This window comes from Planctomycetota bacterium (assembly GCA_035574235.1).
Lineage (GTDB): Bacteria > Planctomycetota > MHYJ01 > MHYJ01 > JACPRB01 > DATLZA01.
Genome location: DATLZA010000156.1, coordinates 41,918 through 61,797, shown reverse-complemented (window position 1 = coordinate 61,797; position 19,880 = coordinate 41,918). Strand labels below are relative to the sequence as shown.

The following is a 19,880-nucleotide window of genomic DNA, read 5'->3' as shown; positions in this document are numbered from 1 at the left end:
AAAATCTACTTCGTCTCCTCGATCAGGAGCACCGCCTTGCGGACGGTCTGAGCCAGCGCCTGAAACGAGGCTTCATGCCGGGCATCCGGCACGGCGACCTCCAGGCGGGTCGAAAGGTAGCCGTTTCCGAGACCGCGATCCGATCGCGCCTCGCGGAAACTGCGCCGGTACGCGCCATGGCACTTGGCGCAACGCTGAGAATCGACCTCCCCCGACTTACGGTAGGCCTCCTCGAAGTTCCCTTCCTTCAGGAATCGCCGCAACTCCTGGACATCCGCGCGCGCCCCCGAGGCGTACTGGCGGAAGCGCTCCTGCTGGGTGGGCTTGAGAAAGCGCGCCGCCGGAACGAGCTTGAGCGCCTCGTCGAACGCCCGTTCGAGGAACGCAAGATCCTCCTCCGCGGCGGCGTCCTTCTTGTCGATTTTCTCCAGGAGCCGATCCCACGCCGGCCCCACCGCGCGCATCTGCAGGCTGATCCGCACGAGCGCGTCCAGTTCGCGCGCCGCTTCATCGGCCCCCTTGGCTTTCTGAAGCGCCGCCGCAAGGCTCTGAGGCGGGTTGTAGATGTTCGGGGTGTACTCGAACCCCTGGAACTGGGCCAGGAACGCGTTCGACTCGAGCGCCTTTTCGTCGGCGTTCTCGAGCACGCGCACCGCGTGGATCGTATCCTCGCCCGGGGCCACCGCCACCGCCACGCGGAACGGCCCCTTGGGGCCCCGGCCGGAGAACACGCCGACCACGACGCGGGTCTTTTCCATGCTCGAAACGGACGGAACGGTCGCATAGCACTCGAAAAGCGGGGCGGAAAGGTCGGCTTCGGCGAGCCGCTCGCCGAGCGCCTTTTCGATCTTCTCGCGCGCCCCGGGCGCCGGCTTGCGGGCGACCTTGCGCACGCGCTCGGCGTCGGGCGCCACTTTCTTGACCATGTCCTCCTGGAACGTCCCGGACGCCAGAAGGGCCAGCCCCCAGAGGGCGAATCTCATGCGACGGCCTCCCCGGTGGATCCCGCTTCCGCTAAATAATACGCCGGGCGGGCCGCTCGGAGCATCGAATCGCCGCGCGTTTCCTTCCCCGCCGCGCGGGGCGCTGTTACAATCCCGCCCATGCCCGGCCTGCCTCCGCGCCGTCCCGAGACGCACAAGGGAGATTACGGCACGGTGCTCGTCGTGGCCGGCTCTCCGGGCATGACGGGGGCGGCCTATCTTGCGGCGGAAGCGGCCTACCGGGCGGGCGCGGGACTCGTCGTCCTGGCCTGCCCCGAGCGGGTGGCCGACATTCTTTCGATCAAGCACACCTGCGGCATTGTGCGGCCCTTTCCTCCGCGGGCGGCGGCCCGCCGGGTCCTGGCCGAGGCGGCTCGGAGCACGGCGGCGGTGATCGGCCCGGGGCTCTCGCGCGATCCCGCCGCCGTCCGCCTGGTCCGGGAACTCGTCGCGCGGCTCGAGATCCCCTTCGTTCTCGACGCCGACGGCCTGAACGCCTTCGAGGGCCGCGCGGAACTTCTGGCCCGCGCCCGCGCGCCGCGGATCCTCACGCCGCATCCGGGCGAGGCGGCCCGCCTCCTGGGGCGCACCGCCGGGGACGTCCAGGCGGACCGGGAGGGAACCGCGCGTGAGCTGGCGCGCCGCCTTGGCGGGATCGCCGTCCTCAAAGGGCACGGAACGCTCGTGACGGACGGCCGGCGGCTCTTCCGGAACCGGACCGGGAACCCCGGAATGGCGACGGGAGGATCGGGAGACGTCCTGGCGGGGGTTCTCGGAGCGCTTCTGGGCCAGAAGATCGAGCCCTTCGAGGCCGCCTGCCTGGGCGTCGAGGTGCACGGCCGGGCGGGGGATCTGGGGGCGCGGGATCTCGGCGAAGTTTCCCTGATGGCGACGGACCTCCTGGCGTACCTGCCGCGGGCGTTTCTGGGTAAGGAAAGAAAGAGCTCCGGGCGTGGAATTCCTTGACGCGCGTCCGGCGCGGGGCTACTAAGGATCGGACGGTGGAACGCGACGAGCAGCCGGGAACGAGCCGCCGGGACTTCCTGGGCGCGGCGTGCGCTCTCTCCGCGTGCGCAACCTGCGCCCTGAGCGCCGTGCCGGTGGCCCGCTATCTGGCTCCCCTCCCCGAAGCGCGCCTCTCGGGGCCCGTCGACGTGGGGCCGGACGACATCCCCGAAGGCGGCTTCAAGGCGATCGAGAAAGGCGCGATCCCCCTGCTCATCATCCGCGCGGGAGGCAAACTTACCGCGGTCAATGCCACCTGCACGCACCTGGCGTGTCTGGTGAAGTGGGATGAGAAGAGCGGCCTGATCCGGTGCCCCTGCCACAGCGCCACCTTCCGTCCGGACGGGACCGGACCGACGACACCGGCGGCGCGGGAGCTTCAGGCGTTCCCGGTGCGCTCGGAGAAGGGTCGTCTGGTCGTGGTCTTCTGAACATGGGTCGCCTGCGGACGTGGCTGGAGGAACGGCTGGGGCTTTCGTCGTTCGCCCGCTTCGGCCGGGAGCAGCTCTACAAGCCGGTTCCGCCGCACGCGGAGAGCTACGCCTTCACGCTGGGCACGGCGGCGCTCGTGCTCTTCATGACGCAGGTCGGAAGCGGCATCCTCCTGGCCCTCAACTACTCGAGCTCGATGGACAGGGCGTACGAGAGCGTGCGCCGGATCACGCATGAGATTCCCGGCGGCTGGCTCATCCGTTCCTTCCACGCCTGGGGGGCCCACACGATGGTCTTCGTGGTGCTCCTTCACCTCGGGCGGGTTTTCTGGTACGGGGCGTACAAGAAGCCGCGCGAGCTGACGTGGCTTTTCGGGTGCGCGCTTCTTCTCGTCACGGTCACGTTCGGGTTCACGGGGTACCTCCTGCCCATGGACCAGGTTTCCTACTGGGGCACCGTGGTGGCCACGGAGTCGTTCATGGGACTGCCCCTCGTGGGGGATACCCTGGGACAGATGATCCGCGGAGGCTCCCGGGTTTCGGACGCAACCCTGTCGCGTTTCTTCATCGTGCACGTGCTTCTCCTCCCGGCCGCTCTCGTCGGGCTCGTGGCGGGCCATCTCTACCTGGTGCGCCGCCTGGGCATCAGCACGCGCCGCAGCGTCAGGGAGGAGATCGGCGAGGGATATGAGGGGATCATGGCCCGGGAGGGCGTTCCCTTCGCGCGGCATCTCTACCGCGAGGTGACCACGGTCATCGTGGTCCTGAGCCTGGTGGTGACGCTGGCGGTGCTTTTCCCGTTCGAGCTGGGGCCCAAGGCCACCCCGCAGTCCACGCCCAGGGGAGTCAAGCCCGAGTGGTATTTCCTGCCCGTCTACCAGGCGCTCAAGTATTTCCCGAAGCTCGCGGGGCTTCTCGTGGTCAACGGAGCGGTGGCGCTTCTTTTTCTCCTGCCGTTTCTCGACCGCAATCCCGAGCGCCGGCCCGGGCGGCGGCGGTTCCTGATGGCGGCCGCCGCGGCGGGTCTGGCGGCGACGCTCGCGCTCGGAATCCTCGGGTTCCTTTCCGAGCGGCGGATCGGACCCTGGGAGTTCGACATCCGGGGCGTGCCGCACCGCGCGGCGGAGGGCGGCCGATGATCGCGGCGCTGCTGGCGTTCCTGGCGGCGCAGGAGAGGGTGGCCGACGCTCGCCGGTGCGCGGAATGCCACGAGGAGCAGCGCGACCACTGGAAGGATTCCGTTCACGCGCTCAAAGGAACCGACTGCGTCGGGTGCCACGGCGCCGACCAGATCGACACCCGAAAGTCGCGTCCGCACCTCTACGTCCAGGGCTTCCGCCGCGGCGTCCTTAAGGAGCTCGACGAGGCCGGCCGCCCCCGCAGCGATTCGCCCGCCCTGTGCGGGACGTGCCATATCCAGGAACTCGAGGAATTCAAGCGCAGCCAGCACTATGCCGACTGGGAGGGAGGCGGAAAGGTCCGGGGCTGCCTGGCCTGCCACACCGAGCACCGGACGGCCCCGGCGCGGCGGGAGGAAATCCTCAGGAGCAAGGAACAAGGGTGCGCCGAGTGTCATCGGCCGGCCTCGCGGCAGATCGCCGCCATGACGAAATTCGGGGAGCAGATGGCCGCCTTCGAACCGGAGCTGGCGCGGCTGGAAGCCTGCCTGGCGGAGGAGGAACCGGGAATCTCCTGGGCGGCGGAGCGCGCGGCGCTCGAGGCCGCCCGGCGCGCGCGCGGGGAGTTCCGTTCCCGGCAGCACGCGGGGCTCTTTTCCGTCTTCAAGAAGCTGGAGGAGGAGATCCCGGCCGCCGCCCGGACCGCCCGCGAGACGTTCGACCGGGCGGAGCGGCGGAAGGCGGAGTTTGCGCGCCGCAAGGCGCTCGGGCTGGGCGGATTCCTGGCGCTCATGGGGCTCAACCTGGTCCTCGCGCGCGCCTGGTGCCGCCGCCGATTCGGCGGACCGTGACGGCGCCCCCCTTTACGGCCCGCGCGCTCCCTCCTATAATGCGAAAGCTCAGGCGCGCCCATGAAAACCCGGCTCCGCATGATCCGAGGCGACATCACGCAGGTCGAAGCCGACGCCATCGTCAACTCGGCCAATAACGACCTGGTGCTCGGAGGAGGCGTTTCGGGAGCCATCCGCCGAGCCGCCGGTCCGGAGGTGCAGGAGGAGTGCCACCGGATCGGAACGATTCCGCTCGGGACGGCGGCCGTCACCTCGGCGGGACAACTCAAAGCCAAGTGGATCATCCACGCGGCGGTGAATCCGCTGGGCCTCTGGGCGGACGCCAAGTCGGTGCGCCACGCCGCGCGCGCGGCGCTTCAGAAGGCGGACGAGCTTCGGTGCCGCACGATCGCCTTCCCCGCCATCGGCACGGGGGCGGGGGCGCTGCCCGTCGAGCGCTGCGCGGACATCCTGATCGAAGAGACGCTCCGCCACTGCGGCTCGGGGGCGTCGGGGCTCGAGGAAGTGATGTTCGTGCTCTACGACGAGAAGCCGTTCCAGATCTTCGAGGAGCGTTTCAAGCAGAAGGTGCCGCCGGAGTTCGGCGGACCCGAGGCGCCTCCCCCCGCGGAGCCGCTGAGCCCCGCGGCGCCCAAGGGCGAGACGTCCCCTCCCCCGGCGCGCTGAGCGTCCCGGAGCGAAAAAAAGGCGTCTCTCCCGGTCGCCCGGAAGAGACGCCCGAAGGAACTTCCCTGGCCCAAGAACAGGGCCGGCGGCTCCGCCGCGGAGGCGGAACCCCTAACCTCCCCTCCTATCCGGGGCCCCCCGACACCGCCCGCAGGGGTCGGCGCCTGGAAAAGCGCCCCATCCGGGGGGATGGGGCGCTCTCACCGTCGTCGGAGTGCGAATCGGCCGGACTAGAACTCGTCCTCCATGCCCGCTTCACGCGGAGGCGCGGCGGGCTTCTTCTCCGGAATCTCGGCGATCACGGCGTCGGTCGTCAGCAGGAGCGACGCGACGCTCGCGGCGTTCTGGAGGGCGCTGCGGACGACCTTGGTGGGGTCGATGATGCCCATCTTGAGCATGTCGCCGTACTCCAGGGTCTCCGCGTTGAAGCCGAAGGTGGCGTCCTTGGACTCGCGCACCTTCTCGATGACGATCGCGCCGTCCACGCCCGAGTTCTGAGCGATCTGCCGGATGGGGGCCTCGCAGGCGCGGCGGATGATGTCCACGCCGACCTTCTCGTCGTCGCCCGAGGCCTTGACCTTGTCGAGCGCCTTGGCCGCGCGCACGAGGGCCACGCCGCCGCCGGGCAGGATGCCTTCCTCCACCGCGGCGCGGGTGGCGTGCAGCGCGTCCTCGACGCGGAGCTTCTTCTCCTTCATCTCCACCTCGGTGGCGGCGCAGACGTTGATCTGGGCCACCCCGCCGGCGAGCTTGGCCAGGCGCTCCTGGAGCTTCTCGCGGTCGTAGTCGGAGGTCGTCGTCTCGATCTCCTTCTTGATCTGGGCGATCCGGCCCTGGATGGCCTTGGTGTCGCCGGCGCCTTCGACGATCGTGGTGTTCTCCTTCTCGACGACGACCTTCTTGGCCCGGCCGAGGAGGGAGATATCCACCTTCTCGAGCTCGATGCCCAGATCCTCGAAGATCGCCTTGCCTCCGGTGAGGACGGCGATGTCCTCGAGCATGGCCTTGCGGCGGTCGCCGTAGCCGGGGGCCTTGACGGCGCAGACCTGGAGCGTCCCGCGCAGCTTGTTGACGACCAGCGTCGCCAGGGCGTCGCCTTCCACCTCTTCCGCGATGATGAGGAGGGGCTTGCCCGTCTTGGCGATCTTCTCGAGCAGCGGAATGAGATCCTTGACCGCCGAGATCTTCTTCTCGTGGATGAGGATGTAGCAGTCCTTCAGGGTGCACTTCATCTCCTCGGGCTCCGTCACGAAGTACGGGGAGAGGTACCCCTTGTCGAACTGCATGCCCTCGACCCACTCCACGTAGGTCTCCAGGCCCTTGCCTTCCTCGACGGTGATGACGCCGTCCTTGCCCACCTTCTGCATCGCCTCGGCGAGCATCTTTCCGATTTCCTCGTCGCCGCCGGCGGCGATGGTGCCGACGTTGCGGACCTCGGAGATGTCGTCGAGCCGGACCGGCTTGGACAGCCGCTTGAGCTCGGCGACGACGGCCTCGACCGCCTTGTCGATCCCGCGCTTGAGGGCGATCGGGTTGGCGCCGGCGGTCACGTTCTTGAGGCCCTCCTCGAAGATGGCCTCGGCCAGCACCACGGACGTCGTCGTCCCGTCGCCGGCCACGTCGTTGGTCTTGGAGGCGACCTCCTTGACCATCTGGGCGCCCATATTTTCGTAGGCGTCCTTGAGCTCGATCTCCTTGGCGACCGTGACGCCGTCGACCGAGACGACCGGGGCGCCCCACTTCTTCTCCAGGAGCACCGCGCGGCCGCGCGGGCCGAGCGTGACCTTCACGGCGCGGGCCAGCTGCCGCACGCCGCGGCGGACCGCCTCGCGCGCCTCCTGGTCGAACGCAATTCGCTTCGCAGCCATGGCTTCTCCTAAATATCTATCCGACCACCGCCAGAATCTCGTTCTCGCTCAGGATCAGGTACTCCTTGCCGTTGAGCTTCACCTCGGTCCCGGCGAACCCGCCGAAGAGCACCCGGTCCCCCTTCTTCACCTCCAGGGGCTTGACCTCGCCGTTCTCCAGAAGCCGCCCCGGCCCCACCGCGATGACCGTCCCCTGCTTGGGCTTGTCCTTGGCGGTATCGGGCAGCACGATTCCTCCCGCCGTGCGCTCCTCCGCCTCGCTGCGCTCCACCACCACCTTGTCCCGCAAAGGCTTAAGCGACGCCATCTCTAGACCTCCATCTGCAGCAATAAACGTGGACGCCTTGAGACTTGCAAACGGTATGCCAGGAGGGCCGACAAAACGCGATTATAAGATGCTTGGAATCATGATTTTACATCAATCTATCCACTGACTTTCGAAGTCCTGTTGGGTTGACAGGAGGGAGGCGTCACCTTGGCAGGCGTTCCTCGGGCGGCGGGCCGGATGTGCGCCTTTCCACGTAGAAGTCCGCCGCCCGCCACAGGGATCGGGAGTGCCTAAAAAAAAGAACGGGAAACACGACCCCGAAGATCATCAGACCCGCCACCACGCCTCGAGCATCCATCCGCGTCAATAGAAAAAGCCCCGCCGCCAGGCCGAGCGCCGCCGTTACCCCGTAATTCAAATACATCGCTCCGACATAGTATCCCGGCTCGGGTTCGAACGGCAACCCGCACGAAACGCAGGCCGCATGCATCCGAAAGGCGCGCGCGAAGAGCCGCCCCAGCCCGCAACGGGGACAGCGAAGCTTCATCCCCCGCGCCAATATCCGTGCGAAGGACAAATCCCCCACCGCCGCCTATCCGCCGACGCCGTAGAGCATCCCGTAGATCGCCACCCCCGTCACCGAGACGTACAACCACAAGGGAAGCGTCCAGCGGGCGATCCCCCGGTGACGCTCGAAGTCGCCCCGAAACGCCCGGTAGAGGGTGATCCCGGCCAGGGGCAGAATGAACGCCGCCAGAACCGAGTGACTCGCCAGAACGGCGAAATACAGCGGCCGCGTCCAATCCCGTCGCGGATACGGCGTCGAACCCAGATAGTAGTGCGCCGCCAGATACCCGGCCAGAAAGAGCGCCGAAGCCGCCAATGCCCCCACCATGCAGGCCCGGTGCGCTCCGACACGCTTCTTCCGGATGAAGACGAATCCGGATATGAGCAGAAGCGTGCTGACGGCGTTGAATCCGGCGTTCACCGCCGGCAGCTTCTGGACGGGCAGCCGGCGCTCCCCCAGCAGGCGCCGCAGATCCTGCTCCAGCCGCGCCAGCGCCGCCTCGTCCCTCCGCAGCGAAAGCCCGTCCACCACCGAGTACCAGCCGCGGATCCGCCCATAGCGGTCCACGAGGACGAACTTCTCGCTGTGCAGGATCGCCATGCGGGAGTCGGTTTCCGGGGCCCGTCCCGTCGGAAGGAGAAAGCCCCGCGCGATCCGCCCCATCTCCTCCTCCGACGCCCCCGAGAGCCAAAGCCATCCCTCGCGGGCCACGCCCATCGTCGCGGTCCACCGGGCCAGATGCTCGGGAGTGTCGTGCGACGGATCGACGGTGAAGGACACGTACCGAGCCCCCGGCACGCGCTCGGCCAGCGTCGCCATCGCGGACGTCATGGCGGGACAGGTGAGCCGGCAGCGGGTGAAGACGAAGTCCGCCACCCAGACTTCGCCGAGAAGGTCGCGCCGCGTCACCGGCCGCCCTTGCGCGTCCACGAGCGCGAACTCCGGCGCGCGGTCGCGCGCCGCCCGGCGCAACCACAGCCCCAGAACGGCCGCCACCGCGCAGGCGGCCAGGACGACGAAGAGCGCCCAGAGCGCCTTTTCCTTCATGCGTGCGCCATTATAGGCATCCGCCGCGGCGGATCTATTGCTTCCTTTTCTCCAGCACGAACTCCTCGACCCGCGATTCTCCGCCCTTGAGTTCCACGTCCCTCAGGACCGGCTCGAACGCCTCGTGCCAGACTTCCAGGACGTACCGGCCGTCGGGCAGCCCTTCGATCGCGAAGCTCCCGTCGGGACCCGTGACCGCGAAGAAGGGGTGCTCCAGCACGCCGATCCACGCGCTCATCCAGGGATGGATGTCGCATTTCATCCGGATCATGACCTCCGGCACCTGAAGCGTGATTTCGTTTTCCGTCCCCTTGCGCGGCTGACCCCAGTTCCATTCGCGGTTGGCGAACGGAAGTCCGTGCACGTTGTGCAGGAGATCGTCGCTGTTGGTGACCTTCAGCCGCTGGCCGGCGACGAGCCCGACCACGTGAGGTTCGTACCGGCAGCCGCGCTGATCGATGACCACCGGCGCGGCCGGCGGCGGATAACGGCGTCCCTCGAGACCTTTCCGGACGTAGACGAACGCCCATTGCAGGCGACCCTGCGCGTCGGCGACGATATCGTCCAGGAGAATCGGCCCGGCGTGAAGCGCCGCGCAGTCGTCGCTGGGCCGCGCCTTGCCGCGTGCCGGCGTGCCCGTCACGCGCACGACGCCCCGGATCGACGCCGTGCCCTTCGGGGCGTCGCCCGAAGGCGGCGCCGGCCGGGACTCGGCCGCGCCCGGAGCGGGGGCCGGCGAAGGGGAAGCGGCCCCCGATCCACCGGGCGTCTCGGACCGGCCGCACCCCAGAACAAAAACACTCATCAGGGTCGCCGCAAGTCGTTTCATCGCGCCCTCCTGTTTCCCGTGACCCCAAGCAAACGGCATGCCGCCCACGCCTGACGGGCGGAACTTCGACCGGCGCGCCGGAATCGGGATCGGATTGGGACATTCTGTCCCGCTTCAATTTTCCGCGCCGCAAGAGGAATAAAAAGAAGCCCCGGGCGACCTCCGCCCGGGGCTTCGCGAATTCCGTCCGAAGAGGGAACGCTTACTCCTTCTTCTCCGTCAGCTCGAAGTTGACGGTCGTGGCGGCCTTGACTTCGACCTCCTGGGAAACCGCCTTGTACTTCTCGTGCCAGACTTCGATCGTGTACTTGCCGGCGGGCAGGCCTTCGATCTTGAAGTTGCCGTCGGGACCCGTAACCGCGTGGAAGGGGTGCTCGAGAACCCCGACCCAGGCGCTCATCCACGGATGAATGTCGCACTTCACCTTGACCATGATTTCGGGCGTGGTGAACTGCTTCTTCTCCTCCATCCCCTTCTGCGGCTGCCCGAAGTTGAACTCTCGGTTGTTGAAGGGCAGCGCATGGATGTTGTGGAGCAGATCGTCGCTGTTGCGGATCAGAAGATCCTGTCCGACCATGATTCCCAGAACGTGCGGGTGATACTGGCACCCTTTCTGGTCGATCACGACCGGGGTCTTGGGCGCTTCGAACTTCTTGCCCTCGAGCCCCTTCTTCACGTAGACGAACGCCCACTGGACGTTGCCCTGGGCGTCGGCCACGACCTCCTCCGTCAACGGAGGCTCCGCGTGGAGCGCGGCGCACTTCGGATCCGCGTCCATGCGGATCTTCTTCCGCTTGGGGATGTCGCCCTTGATCTTGACGTTGCCCGTGACCGCGAAGCCGTCCTGGGCCGTCGTGCCGCCGGTCCCGGCCGACGCCCGCCGGTCGCCGGACGCGCCCAGCGCGACCGCGACGGCCGCCATCATCGCAAGCGTACGCATGTCCCTGTCACCTCCATTCTCTTTTTATTTCTTCTCCTGCGTCTCCGCGCCCTTCGCGGAGGTCAGTTTCCGGAAGTTCAACAGCGCCTCCACGGCCGCCCGGATCTCGTCGGCCTGTTTCGGATCCTGCGGGTTCGACCAGAAGGACGTCATCGTCGTGCGCGGATAGATCGAAGCCGGGACGGCCACCCACGGGTAGAGCCACCGGGGGCGGAGCCGTTCCTCCACATGGGCCAGATCCGGCGCGTGCTTGAAGGGGTCGCCGGGCGGCGCCTGGCCGGCCACCCAGTGGCAGCTTGCGCACCCCTTTTCGCGGTCCAGAATCACGCCGCGAAGAACCTTCTCGTGGATCTCCCGGCGGGCGGCCAGAAGGGCCGGGTCCCGCTCCGGGAAATTCGTGTAGGGGTAGACATCCACCCCCGGCAGATGGTCCCGGACGGCGAACCACCGCACAAGCGACGCCGCCTCCTCGTCGGACAGTCCGAACGTGGGCATCCGAATGTTGAGATCCGGCATCGTCCTGGCGCCCGGCGCCACCGGGAAAATGTTCGGCCGGATCGGCCAGGGATTCTTGAGGAAGCGGTAGAGCCAGTCGGCCTGGGTCTTGACGCCCTGGGTCCGCAGCATCGGAGGATAGCGCGCCTCGAGCTGCCCGGGGTCGCTCATGTCGCCGATGTCCTCGTCCGATTCGTCGGCGAGCTTCTTCTTGAAGGCGGCGATCTTGGGCAGGATGTCCCCTCCGTCCTGGGGGATCCTCCGGCGAATCGGCCGCTTGAGGGGCTGGCCTTTTTCGTCCGTGTCGAGGTACCACCAATCGTCCCCGTCGAAGGCCACGAACTTGTTGCCCCCGGCCACGACGCCCGGGATCCGGAGCGTGCGATGATCGGACGCCCAGTCGATCGAGTAAACCTCGTACCGGGCGAGCTGCTCCTTTTTGACGTCGCCGGAGATCAGCCCCCAGCGCCGGAGGATCGCCTCGGCGTTGTCCGCCCCCGCGCGCCCGAGGTTGCGCCCTTCGACCCACTCCCAGGTGGTCACGACCTTCTTCTGAGCCGGGTCCAATCGCGTCCACTCCGTCTCGAAGCGATCGAGGGACATCCGGTGGCAGGCCCGGCAGTTGTTGTCCCGCACAAGGCGCTCTCCGCGGTTGAGCGCCTTCTCGTCGGGGGAAAACCGCTTCTCCGCCGACGCCACCAGCCCGGCGACCCGATGGTCCGTGAAGGACAGGACGAACGTCTGAAGCAGCTCGATCTCATAGTCGGTCAGGCCGAAGTGGGGCATCCGCAGAAGCTCGTCCCAGGGCTTCGACTCCATTTTGCCGCCGTCGAAGATCCGGGGATTGCGCAGCTTCCACTCCAGCCAGTCCTGGCGGGTTTCGTGGACGCGGGCGGTGATCTCCTGACCGGTCACTCCGTGCTTGAACGTGACGCCGTGATGGTTGACCCCGTCGTCCATCGTGAAGCCGAAGTCCAGCCGGTCGTAATGCTTGGAACCGAACGGTTGCGCTCCCGTCAGCTCCACGCCGATGCCCTCGGTGTTGAGCCAGTCCGGCTCTCCGTCCTTGCGGGGCAGCCGGTGGCAGGAGTAGCAGCCGAAGTTGGCCGTCATCTTGCGCCCGAGCCACCGCACCCGGCCGTCCAGGTCCTTGAGCTCCGGATCCCCGCCCTGGAGCAACCGGCGGGCGTTGGCGTCGGAGGTCGCCTTGCGCAGCTGCTCGAAGACGAGGTCATTGACGAGCTCTTCCCGCACCGGCGGCGGGCCGGGGCGGCGCTCCCATTCCGGCTTGCGGAGCGTCATCAGGTATTCCACGACGTCCAGCGCTTCCTGTTCCGTGAGGCGCAGGCTCGGCATCGCGGAATCCGGGAAGTGCTTCTTGGGGTTGCGCACCCAGTGGTACAGCCAGGTTTTGGACTTGATCTTGCTCCCCACGCCCGCCAGCGCCGGAGCGAATTCCTCCAGGTACCGGCTCCGATCCGTCCAGGCGCGGAATTCGGATTCGGGGGTATCCTCGACCTTGTGGCAGGCGGTGCATCCCACCTGTCGGACGATGAGCTCCCCGCGTTTGGGATCGCCCTTGAGAGAAGCCGGAGGCGGGGCGTCCTCTTGGGTCTCCGACAGGCTCCAGATGTACCGCAGGATCGACCAGGCGAGGGTGCCGTCGATCTCCTCGGGCTTGTAGGGCTTCTTGCGGACTTCCCCCTTCTCGTCAAGCCCGGTGACGAAGTTTCGCGCGTTGGACTGCAGGAAGAAATGCGGCATGCGGGTGGTGGGGCGGAAGTCGCGGGGGCCCATGAGCCACTTCCAGGCCCATTCCGGCGTGACCTTGGTGTCGATCCGCGTGAGCGGCGGCCCGGGACGGCGCGCCTTGCGGTTGGGATCCAGCGAAGGATTGGCCTGATCCTTTTCCAGAACCTGGTAGGTGTCCGTGCGGTGGCAGCCGTAGCAGCCGGCGCGCTCGAAGAGCTTCATGCCGGCCACGTACTTCTCCGCCCCGTCCAGCTCCACGGCATCCACGTGGCAGCGCCGGCACGACGCCTGGACGAACTTCGAGGGGATCATCGGGAGATCCCACAGCTCCCGGTAGTTCCAGTTGTAGCGTTCCTCGCCGAAGGGAGTGCCGTGCCGGCGGCGCCAGGCGGCCGCTTCCTGGCGGTCGTCGGGCGTGTGAACGACGCGCGTGAAGTCCGTGTCCCGTCCGTCTCCCTCGTGGCAGATCGTGCAGCCGAACCGCTGCATCGGGTGGCGGGAGGAATCGGCCACGTACAGGTCCAGGCGCGGATGGGCCATGAAGGCTTTCGTGAACCGGATCGCGTCGTCCGAATCCCAGGAGCCGTGGGGCGTAAGCGGGGCGGCCATTTCCGCGTTCTTGCGCCCTTCCGGGTCGCAGACCTTGCAGTCCTTCGGCTCGAAGGGCCGGCCGTCCCTGAGGCCCCGCGCGTGGGCCACGAACTCCCGAAGGAAGGGATCCTTGAAAACGTACCGGTCCTCCTCCTTCTCCGCCGAACGATGGATGCGCACCTCGTAGACGGGATTGGCGATGCCCACGTGGCAGGTATGGCAGCGGTCCACCTTGTCGACGCGCGTGAAGTTGAGCTGATCCTTGAGGTCGGGGAGGATCACCTGCTGGACCTTGTACTGCGGGGCGAAGAAGTCCAGCATGGGAAGGTTGCGCACCCGGTTGGCGAAGCTGGGGCGTTCCTTCTGGAAGCGCGTGCGCTTGTCTTCCAGGTCGCGGGTGATGAGGGCGATCTCTTTCTGCAGCTCCGCCAGGGACGGGCGCCCCTCCCAGAGTCCCGGCACCGAGCGGCTCTCCAGGGCCGTCACGAAGTCCTCGTAGAAGGTCTTCAGCGCGTCCACCTCGTCGAACTCGCGTTTGCGGAGATCCACCTTGGCGTTCACCGCCTCCCAGGCCTTCTTGGCCTCGAGATAGGCGCGCTCGTGCTCGGGAAGCCGGGCGTCGCCGGACTTCCGGGCCTCCTCGTAATGGCGGCTCGCTTCCTCGAAGCGGTACCGGACGGCCCCCAGCTCGTCCTTGGCGAAGTTGAAAAGCTGCTGCTTGTCGTAGTGCTCCCCGCGGATCTTTTCCTGCTCGGCCAGAAGGAGCTTCTTTTTCTCCTCGTCGACGAGGACCGTGACGGTCGGCGCGGACTTGAGCCGCGCGACTTTCTCGGCGGCCTGAGGGTCGAAAAGCGTGACCGGAACCGTGCGGCCGCGGACGATCTTGAGGAAAGCCTCGATCTGGCGTTCGAGCTCGCGCTTCTTCTGGTCGTGAGCCGCCTCCGCCTTGCGCAGCTCGTTCATTTCGAACCAGAGCTTCTCGAAATCCATCTCGGCGAACTGGCGCTGGTACTCCTTCCAGGGCCGGGCGTGGTCCTTGCGGAACATGAGGAGGAACGACGCCAGCAGGCCGAGCGAAGCGGCGAAGAAGACGATATGGGTGACCTTGACGTCGTAGAAGTACTCCGCCTGGTCCGCGGGAGTTCTCTTGGGACGGCCCATGAACTTCTGGACCTGGGCCTTCCCTTCGAGCTCCTTGGGGGGCTCGTGCTTCACGGGGGCGTCGGGCTTGGCGGCGTCGGCCATATCAGATGTTGAAGAACCACTCGGGGATGAACACGACGTATTTCAGGTTCACCGTCCAGCGGAGAACCATCTTGATGACCATCCCCACCATGACGAGGAGGTGGAGGATGACGAGGTTATACCGGATGAATCCGATCTGCCGGTAAAGGCCCCGGAACACGGTGAAGGCCAGAACGGGCGGCAGAACGAACAGGTAACCCAGGACCAGCACGAAGCCCGGCGCCTCGCGCATGAAAATGTTGTTGGGAAGAGGCTGTCCGAGCCACTTGACCCAGAAATACTCCGACAGGTTCACGTTCGAAAGCGGGCTCACCTTGTGGACGTCCCACGCCTCGAAGGGACCGAAAAACTCCCAGTTAGGCCCGCGCAGGAACGTGCCCATGATGATGAGGGACACCCAGAGGATGAGGAAGCCGAACATGAAGGTCCAGACGGCGAAGGGGCGTTCCTTGAGGGTGTAATACCCCACGCCCTTGGGATTCCGGTCGCAGTAGGGGATGATGATGAGCCCCGTGATGATCATCGTGGGCAGCACCACGCCCGCGATCCAGGGGTCGAAGTAGACGAGCATTTCCTGAAGCCCCAGGAAGTACCAGGGCGCCTTCGAGGGGTTCGGGGTCTTTCCGGGGTTGGCGGGCTCCTCGAGGGGGGCGTCCAGGAACACGCCCCACAGCACGAGCACGACCGTGAAGATCACGGAGCAGATGAGTTCCGTGTAGACCAGGTCGGGCCAGCTCAGGACGCGGTCGTTGGATTCCAGGGCTTCCTGAGGCGGCAGGCCCTTTTCGATCCGCTCGTCGTTGATCGCGGCCTGGCGCAGCGCCCACCACGTGAAGAAGCCCAGCACGAAGATGAGCGCGACGATGGGAACGTTGTCGGGCTTCGTGACGATCTTCCGGAAGTTCATGTCCGGAAAGGCCACCACGAAGAAGAGGGCGACGGCGATGAGGATCCCGAGGGCGACCTTGGGGCGCGTCCAGACGCGATAGCCCACCATCATGAGCACGAACAGCACGATGCTCAGGAGGGTATAGACGACGGGGTTGAAAAGGTGGTTGAGCCAGTCCTTGAACCCTTCGGGGAGGAATCCCCCTCCTCCGCCGCCCGCCGCCACCGCCGCCAGCACGTGCATCGTTCGCCGTCCCCTCGGCTCCCCCGAAAAAAGCCCGCCCTACAGCGGGCCCGAGATGCCGCCGTCCTTGCGCACCCGCCAGAAGTGAACCGCGATCAAGAACGCCGCGATCAGCGGGAACCCCACGCAGTGCAGCACGTAGAACCGCAGGATCGCCGGCGGTCCCACGAACCGTCCGGCCAGAAGGCCGAACCGGACGTCGCTGGCCATGTGCACCACGCCGATGTCGCCGACCTTGATGAGCGCGGCGCCCGGACCCTCATGGCCCAGAAGCGGGGTCGCCCGCGCCATGTTCGTCCCCACCGTAATCGCCCACATGGCCAGCTGGTCCCACGGGAGGAGGTATCCGGTGAACGAAAGCAGCAGCGTGATCACCAGAAGCACCACCCCCACGCCCCAGTTGAACTCCCGGGGCGGCTTGTAGGCGCCGGTGAGAAACACACGCATCATGTGCAGCCAGATCGTGATCACCATCGCGTGCGCGCCCCACCGGTGAATCTCGCGCATCGTCCCCAGCGCCACGTCCGCCCGCAGGTACACGATGTCGTGGTAGGCGTATTCCGCCGTGGGGCGGTAGTAGAACATCAGGAGCAGCCCGGTGATCGTCTCGACGAGGAAGAGGAAAAAGGTCAGCCCTCCCATGCACCACGTGTACCGCACCCGCAGGCCGCTCTTGCGCAGCCGGATGGGGTGCAGATGCAGGAACACGTTCGACATGATCGCCAGCGAACGGTTCCGGGGGGTGTCCGGGTAGCCGTGGCGCATGATGGAGCGCCACACCTGCGTGTTGACGATGTAATCCCAGATTCGCCCGACGTCGCCCTTCTTCGCCATGCCGCTATGCCGTGGAAAGATCGATGAAGGAAGCCTTGTCCTCCCACTGCCCCTTTTCCTGCTGGAACTTCCGGTTCTTGTCCACGACGATCTGTCCGTCGATCGGATCGATCGAAACGGCGTACCGCTCCAGGGGACGCGGCGCCGGCCCTTCGAAATTGATGCCCGTGAACCGGAAGCCCGAGCCGTGGCAGGGGCACTTGATCTTGCTTTCGCTGAAAAGCACGTTCGGCGTGCAGCCCAGGTGGGTGCAGGTGGTGTCCAGCGCCACGAGCACCTTCTGGCGGCCGTTATAGTCCTTCGAGAGCTTCACGATCCAGGTCTTCTTGTCCTGCTTGAAGCGCTCATCCGGCTTGTCCCACTCGTAGTCCTCGGGCTTGCCTGCCTTGAAGACCTGCGGCGGCTCGAAAAGAACGTTCGGCATCATGTACCGCAGCATCGCCAGCGTCCCCACGCCCGACGCGGCGCCGAAGGCGGTCCAGGCCGCCCCCGCCCACGACATGAAAAAACTCCGCCGCGTGATCTTGGGCGGATAGTCCGCCACGAGGCTGTAGGGCTCCGGGACCTTGCGGCGAAGATCCTTCACCTGATCGCCCGTGAACTGTTCCTCGGCCATCGCGCGCTCACCTCGATTCGATCTTTTGGATCGCCTGATGGGCGATAAACCGCACGTCGGGATCCGGCTCCCGGCGGTCGTCCGCCAGCCGGCGCAGAAGCGGCAGGAAGCTCGCGTCCCGAAGGCGCGCGGCCGCGTTGCAGGCTCCGACCAGGACCCGCGCCGCCAGAATCTCCGCGTTCGGATCCTTCGGGTCGATCGTCTCCCGGAGATACGCCCGGTCGAGCATCTTCTTCAAGGTGTCCGTCCCCGAGCCGTCTTCCAGGAAGTAAGCCAGCGCCAGCGCCGCGTTCCAGCCCACGTCCGGCCGCGGGTCCGAAAGTTTCCGGCGCAGCGCTTCGACGGCGCCGGACCGATCCGGCGCGCGCTCCGCCACGGCGCCCGCGTTGAAGGCGGCGTATTTTCTAACGACGCCGTCCGGATCGTCAAGCAATTTGACGAGTTCCGGCAGCGTCTCGGGATCCTTGACCGCCCCGAGCGCGTCCAGACATGCCGCCCGCAGCTCGAGATCCTTCTCCTCCCGGACCCGCTCCAACAGGAAAGGGGACGCCTTCGGATCCCGGAGCGTCCCCAGACAGTTCACCAGATAGCGCCGAAGCTCCGTCTCGTCCGGACGACTGGAACGATAGACCTCGATGATTCCGGGCGTCAGCGACGGATCCGGCTCCTTCATCCGCCTCAGCGCCTGCGCCAGCTGAAGGGCCGCATGCGGGCGCGTGTTGGGTCCCCCGTCCCGGATGTCCTTGAGCCATTCCGCCGCCGGACGCGGGTTCGACACGAGGTAGGTCATCCCCGCCACCACCCCCACGCAAACCGCGACGATCAGGAGAGGCACGAGGAAAAACTGAAAGGCCCGCACGCCCGGGCCCGCATCCAAGGCCGACCCGGTCTGCGCCTCGGCGGCGATCTTCTGGCGGAGCTCGCGATCGTCGGTCAAGCCGTCCTCTCGGGCGTGAAGCGCCCGCTACTATAGAGAGCCCCCCGGAGGGGGTCAAGGAAAACGCCGGACGGAAGGAGCAAAGGACGTGCCGAAAGAAAAGCGGACGTGGCCGGGGGCATCGAGGGGTCATTCGGACGCGGAGTGCGCCAGAATGTCTCACTCGATCAGGGAGGGACGTCTTCGACCGCTCGGGCTTGGCGTCGAATCTCCGCCTTCACTTCCAATTCGATCGACCGCGCATAATCCGCCCGCGCTCCGGCCAGGTCGCCGAGAAACTCGCGCGAGATGCCCCGGCTCGCGTACGCTTCGGCGGCCGCCGGATCCTGCGCAAGAGCCCGATTGAATTCCTCGACCGCCCGCGCATGATCGCCGGCCGCCTGGTACAGAAGCCCGCGGCGGAAATGAGAAAGGGCTTCGGAAGGCGGCGGGGGAGGCGAACCCGACGTCTCCGGCGCCGCGTCCCGCACGGGCGGAGAAACAGCCGCCGGCGGGGCGGGCCTGGCCGCGGGACGCGCCTGCGAGGGACGCGGCGGCGCCGCCGGCAGCGGAACCTTCTGAACGATGGGATTCAGTCCGGCGCGGGCCGATCCCGACCCGCCCCGCAGACGGTCCAAGAAGCTCATGCGTTCCCCCCTCTCGCCCTGCGCCCCGCAGCCCCGTGAAAGTATAGTCCAGGACCGCCGCCGGGGAAGGACCTCCGGCCTCAGCGTCCCAGAAGATACGGCTCCCAGAGATAATAGAGCCGCACGCCGAGGAATCCGCGGGCCCATTCCAGGCTTCCGAAGGCCGGTTCCGCGTGCGCCCGGGGCTGCGAGTAAACGTTCTCCGCGGCCTGCGGATCGCGGCTGTACATGACGACCCGGGCGGCGCGGATCCCGGCCATCCCGCGCGCCTCCTCGAGCGCCTGCTCGAGATAGCCCACGCGATCCACGAGCCGCGCTTCCATCGCCTGGGGCGCGCTCAGGATCCGCCCGTCGGCCACCCGACGGACCTCCGCCTCGGTGAGGAGCCCCTTGCGGCCTTCGGTCACGACGGCCACAAACCGCTCGTGCATCTGGTCGATGAGCCGCTGCAGCACGCGCCGCTCTTCGTCTCCCAGCCCCCGGAAGGGCGAAACCATGTCCTTGAGCGGCCCGCTCTTGAGCGTTTCCACGCGGACGCCGATTTTCTCGAGCAGTCCCGCCAGCGACACGTGCAGCGCGACGACGCCGATGGAGCCCGTGACGGTGGTGGGATGGGCCACGATGCGGTCGCCCGCCACCGCCACGTAGTACCCGCCCGAGGCGGCCAGATCCATGAGCATCGCCACGACGGGCACCTTCTTGCGCGCCTTGAACTCGCGGATCTCCCGGTGGAGGATGTCGCTCGCGGTGACCCCGCCGCCGGGGCTGTCCACGCGCAGGACCACCGCCTTCACTTCCGGATCCTCCTCCGCCTTCCTGAGCTTCTCGACCACGGAGACGAGAAGGGAGTCCCTCGCCTGAAGGAGGCCCGCCTCCGCCTCGTCCGCGATGACCCCCTCGATTTCGATGAGGGCGATCTTGCCTTCCGCGTCCGGCGCCTCCGACACCGTGCGCTCCACGTAGCGGCGCAGGCGCGGCGCGAGGTTGACGTCCACGCTCGTGAAGATGAAGCAGCCCGTCAGAAGCGGCCAGAGCAGCGGAATCAGCCGGCGTGCCATGGAAGGTCCCTCCCTGCGTC

At 67.1% G+C, this 19,880-nt stretch carries 19 protein-coding genes; 5 read left to right on the top strand and 14 right to left on the bottom strand.

Features of this window, described 5'->3' with window-relative positions; genetic code table 11:
• Window positions 1-5: 5 nt before the first annotated feature.
• Window positions 6-983, bottom strand: coding sequence for a hypothetical protein (locus VNO22_14560; GenBank protein HXG62588.1), 978 nt, complete (start codon window positions 981-983; stop codon window positions 6-8).
• 120 nt (window positions 984-1,103) lie between these two features.
• On the opposite strand from VNO22_14560, the gene VNO22_14555 reads away from it, so the two are divergent.
• The 5 genes from VNO22_14555 to VNO22_14535 are packed head-to-tail and all read left to right on the top strand — an operon-like array spanning window position 1,104 to window position 5,054.
• A complete protein-coding gene (locus tag VNO22_14555) occupies window positions 1,104-1,949 on the top strand; it encodes an NAD(P)H-hydrate dehydratase (protein ID HXG62587.1) in 846 nt (281 codons plus the stop codon).
• 35 nt (window positions 1,950-1,984) lie between these two features.
• Window positions 1,985-2,419: a Rieske (2Fe-2S) protein gene (locus tag VNO22_14550; protein HXG62586.1), complete on the top strand. Its 435-nt coding sequence runs from the start codon at window positions 1,985-1,987 to the stop codon at window positions 2,417-2,419.
• Window positions 2,420-2,421: 2 nt separating this feature from the next.
• Window positions 2,422-3,558 (top strand): cytochrome bc complex cytochrome b subunit, encoded by a 1,137-nt coding sequence (locus VNO22_14545; GenBank protein ID HXG62585.1) that lies wholly within the window; start codon window positions 2,422-2,424, stop codon window positions 3,556-3,558.
• A complete protein-coding gene (locus VNO22_14540; protein HXG62584.1) occupies window positions 3,555-4,388 on the top strand; it encodes a hypothetical protein in 834 nt (277 codons plus the stop codon). The genes VNO22_14545 and VNO22_14540 overlap by 4 nt, the downstream gene beginning before the upstream one ends.
• A gap of 60 nt (window positions 4,389-4,448) precedes the next feature.
• Window positions 4,449-5,054 (top strand): macro domain-containing protein, encoded by a 606-nt coding sequence (locus VNO22_14535; GenBank protein HXG62583.1) that lies wholly within the window; start codon window positions 4,449-4,451, stop codon window positions 5,052-5,054.
• A 230-nt stretch (window positions 5,055-5,284) separates the two neighbouring features.
• Here VNO22_14535 and groL read toward each other — a convergent pair whose 3' ends face one another.
• The 13 genes from groL to sppA form a co-directional block, all read right to left on the bottom strand.
• Entirely contained in the window at window positions 5,285-6,922 is a 1,638-nt protein-coding gene (groL, locus tag VNO22_14530; protein ID HXG62582.1) for a chaperonin GroEL, read from the bottom strand.
• A 16-nt stretch (window positions 6,923-6,938) separates the two neighbouring features.
• Window positions 6,939-7,229 (bottom strand): co-chaperone GroES, encoded by a 291-nt coding sequence (groES, locus tag VNO22_14525; GenBank protein ID HXG62581.1) that lies wholly within the window; start codon window positions 7,227-7,229, stop codon window positions 6,939-6,941.
• Between the two features lie 163 nt (window positions 7,230-7,392).
• Window positions 7,393-7,737 carry a hypothetical protein gene (locus VNO22_14520; protein ID HXG62580.1) on the bottom strand — a complete coding sequence of 115 codons (345 nt, stop codon included), beginning with the start codon at window positions 7,735-7,737 and terminating at the stop codon, window positions 7,393-7,395.
• 45 nt (window positions 7,738-7,782) lie between these two features.
• On the bottom strand, window positions 7,783-8,805 hold the full coding sequence (locus VNO22_14515; protein ID HXG62579.1) for a DUF420 domain-containing protein: 1,023 nt from the start codon (window positions 8,803-8,805) through the stop codon (window positions 7,783-7,785).
• 34 nt (window positions 8,806-8,839) lie between these two features.
• Window positions 8,840-9,634 carry a hypothetical protein gene (locus tag VNO22_14510; protein HXG62578.1) on the bottom strand — a complete coding sequence of 265 codons (795 nt, stop codon included), beginning with the start codon at window positions 9,632-9,634 and terminating at the stop codon, window positions 8,840-8,842.
• A gap of 202 nt (window positions 9,635-9,836) precedes the next feature.
• Complete coding sequence (locus VNO22_14505; GenBank protein ID HXG62577.1) at window positions 9,837-10,574, bottom strand: carboxypeptidase regulatory-like domain-containing protein; 738 nt, start codon at window positions 10,572-10,574, stop codon at window positions 9,837-9,839.
• 24 nt (window positions 10,575-10,598) lie between these two features.
• Entirely contained in the window at window positions 10,599-14,657 is a 4,059-nt protein-coding gene (locus VNO22_14500) for a c-type cytochrome (GenBank protein HXG62576.1), read from the bottom strand.
• Window position 14,658: 1 nt separating this feature from the next.
• Window positions 14,659-15,789, bottom strand: a complete 1,131-nt coding sequence (locus VNO22_14495; GenBank protein ID HXG62575.1) for a hypothetical protein — start codon at window positions 15,787-15,789, stop codon at window positions 14,659-14,661.
• Between the two features lie 39 nt (window positions 15,790-15,828).
• Window positions 15,829-16,623, bottom strand: coding sequence for a cytochrome b N-terminal domain-containing protein (locus VNO22_14490; protein ID HXG62574.1), 795 nt, complete (start codon window positions 16,621-16,623; stop codon window positions 15,829-15,831).
• A 4-nt stretch (window positions 16,624-16,627) separates the two neighbouring features.
• Window positions 16,628-17,239: a ubiquinol-cytochrome c reductase iron-sulfur subunit gene (locus tag VNO22_14485; GenBank protein ID HXG62573.1), complete on the bottom strand. Its 612-nt coding sequence runs from the start codon at window positions 17,237-17,239 to the stop codon at window positions 16,628-16,630.
• A gap of 7 nt (window positions 17,240-17,246) precedes the next feature.
• Window positions 17,247-18,176 (bottom strand): HEAT repeat domain-containing protein, encoded by a 930-nt coding sequence (locus VNO22_14480; GenBank protein ID HXG62572.1) that lies wholly within the window; start codon window positions 18,174-18,176, stop codon window positions 17,247-17,249.
• Window positions 18,177-18,343: 167 nt separating this feature from the next.
• Window positions 18,344-18,802, bottom strand: a complete 459-nt coding sequence (locus VNO22_14475) for a tetratricopeptide repeat protein (protein ID HXG62571.1) — start codon at window positions 18,800-18,802, stop codon at window positions 18,344-18,346.
• A gap of 80 nt (window positions 18,803-18,882) precedes the next feature.
• Window positions 18,883-19,860, bottom strand: a complete 978-nt coding sequence (gene sppA / locus VNO22_14470; protein HXG62570.1) for a signal peptide peptidase SppA — start codon at window positions 19,858-19,860, stop codon at window positions 18,883-18,885.
• Between the last annotated feature and the right edge of the window lie 20 nt (window positions 19,861-19,880).

What these genes read in the sequence shown, in the direction of transcription:
- VNO22_14560 (HXG62588.1), bottom strand. Translation starts at nt 983, where the DNA reads ATGAGATTCGCCCTCTGGGGGCTGGCCCTTCTGGCGTCCGGGACGTTC.
- VNO22_14555 (HXG62587.1), top strand. Translation starts at nt 1,104, where the DNA reads ATGCCCGGCCTGCCTCCGCGCCGTCCCGAGACGCACAAGGGAGATTAC.
- VNO22_14545 (HXG62585.1), top strand. Translation starts at nt 2,422, where the DNA reads ATGGGTCGCCTGCGGACGTGGCTGGAGGAACGGCTGGGGCTTTCGTCG.
- VNO22_14540 (HXG62584.1), top strand. Translation starts at nt 3,555, where the DNA reads ATGATCGCGGCGCTGCTGGCGTTCCTGGCGGCGCAGGAGAGGGTGGCC.
- VNO22_14535 (HXG62583.1), top strand. Translation starts at nt 4,449, where the DNA reads ATGAAAACCCGGCTCCGCATGATCCGAGGCGACATCACGCAGGTCGAA.
- groL (HXG62582.1), bottom strand. Translation starts at nt 6,922, where the DNA reads ATGGCTGCGAAGCGAATTGCGTTCGACCAGGAGGCGCGCGAGGCGGTC.
- groES (HXG62581.1), bottom strand. Translation starts at nt 7,229, where the DNA reads ATGGCGTCGCTTAAGCCTTTGCGGGACAAGGTGGTGGTGGAGCGCAGC.
- VNO22_14520 (HXG62580.1), bottom strand. Translation starts at nt 7,737, where the DNA reads ATGAAGCTTCGCTGTCCCCGTTGCGGGCTGGGGCGGCTCTTCGCGCGC.
- VNO22_14515 (HXG62579.1), bottom strand. Translation starts at nt 8,805, where the DNA reads ATGAAGGAAAAGGCGCTCTGGGCGCTCTTCGTCGTCCTGGCCGCCTGC.
- VNO22_14510 (HXG62578.1), bottom strand. Translation starts at nt 9,634, where the DNA reads ATGAAACGACTTGCGGCGACCCTGATGAGTGTTTTTGTTCTGGGGTGC.
- VNO22_14505 (HXG62577.1), bottom strand. Translation starts at nt 10,574, where the DNA reads ATGCGTACGCTTGCGATGATGGCGGCCGTCGCGGTCGCGCTGGGCGCG.
- VNO22_14500 (HXG62576.1), bottom strand. Translation starts at nt 14,657, where the DNA reads ATGGCCGACGCCGCCAAGCCCGACGCCCCCGTGAAGCACGAGCCCCCC.
- VNO22_14495 (HXG62575.1), bottom strand. Translation starts at nt 15,789, where the DNA reads ATGCACGTGCTGGCGGCGGTGGCGGCGGGCGGCGGAGGAGGGGGATTC.
- VNO22_14490 (HXG62574.1), bottom strand. Translation starts at nt 16,623, where the DNA reads ATGGCGAAGAAGGGCGACGTCGGGCGAATCTGGGATTACATCGTCAAC.
- VNO22_14485 (HXG62573.1), bottom strand. Translation starts at nt 17,239, where the DNA reads ATGGCCGAGGAACAGTTCACGGGCGATCAGGTGAAGGATCTTCGCCGC.
- VNO22_14475 (HXG62571.1), bottom strand. Translation starts at nt 18,802, where the DNA reads ATGAGCTTCTTGGACCGTCTGCGGGGCGGGTCGGGATCGGCCCGCGCC.
- sppA (HXG62570.1), bottom strand. Translation starts at nt 19,860, where the DNA reads ATGGCACGCCGGCTGATTCCGCTGCTCTGGCCGCTTCTGACGGGCTGC.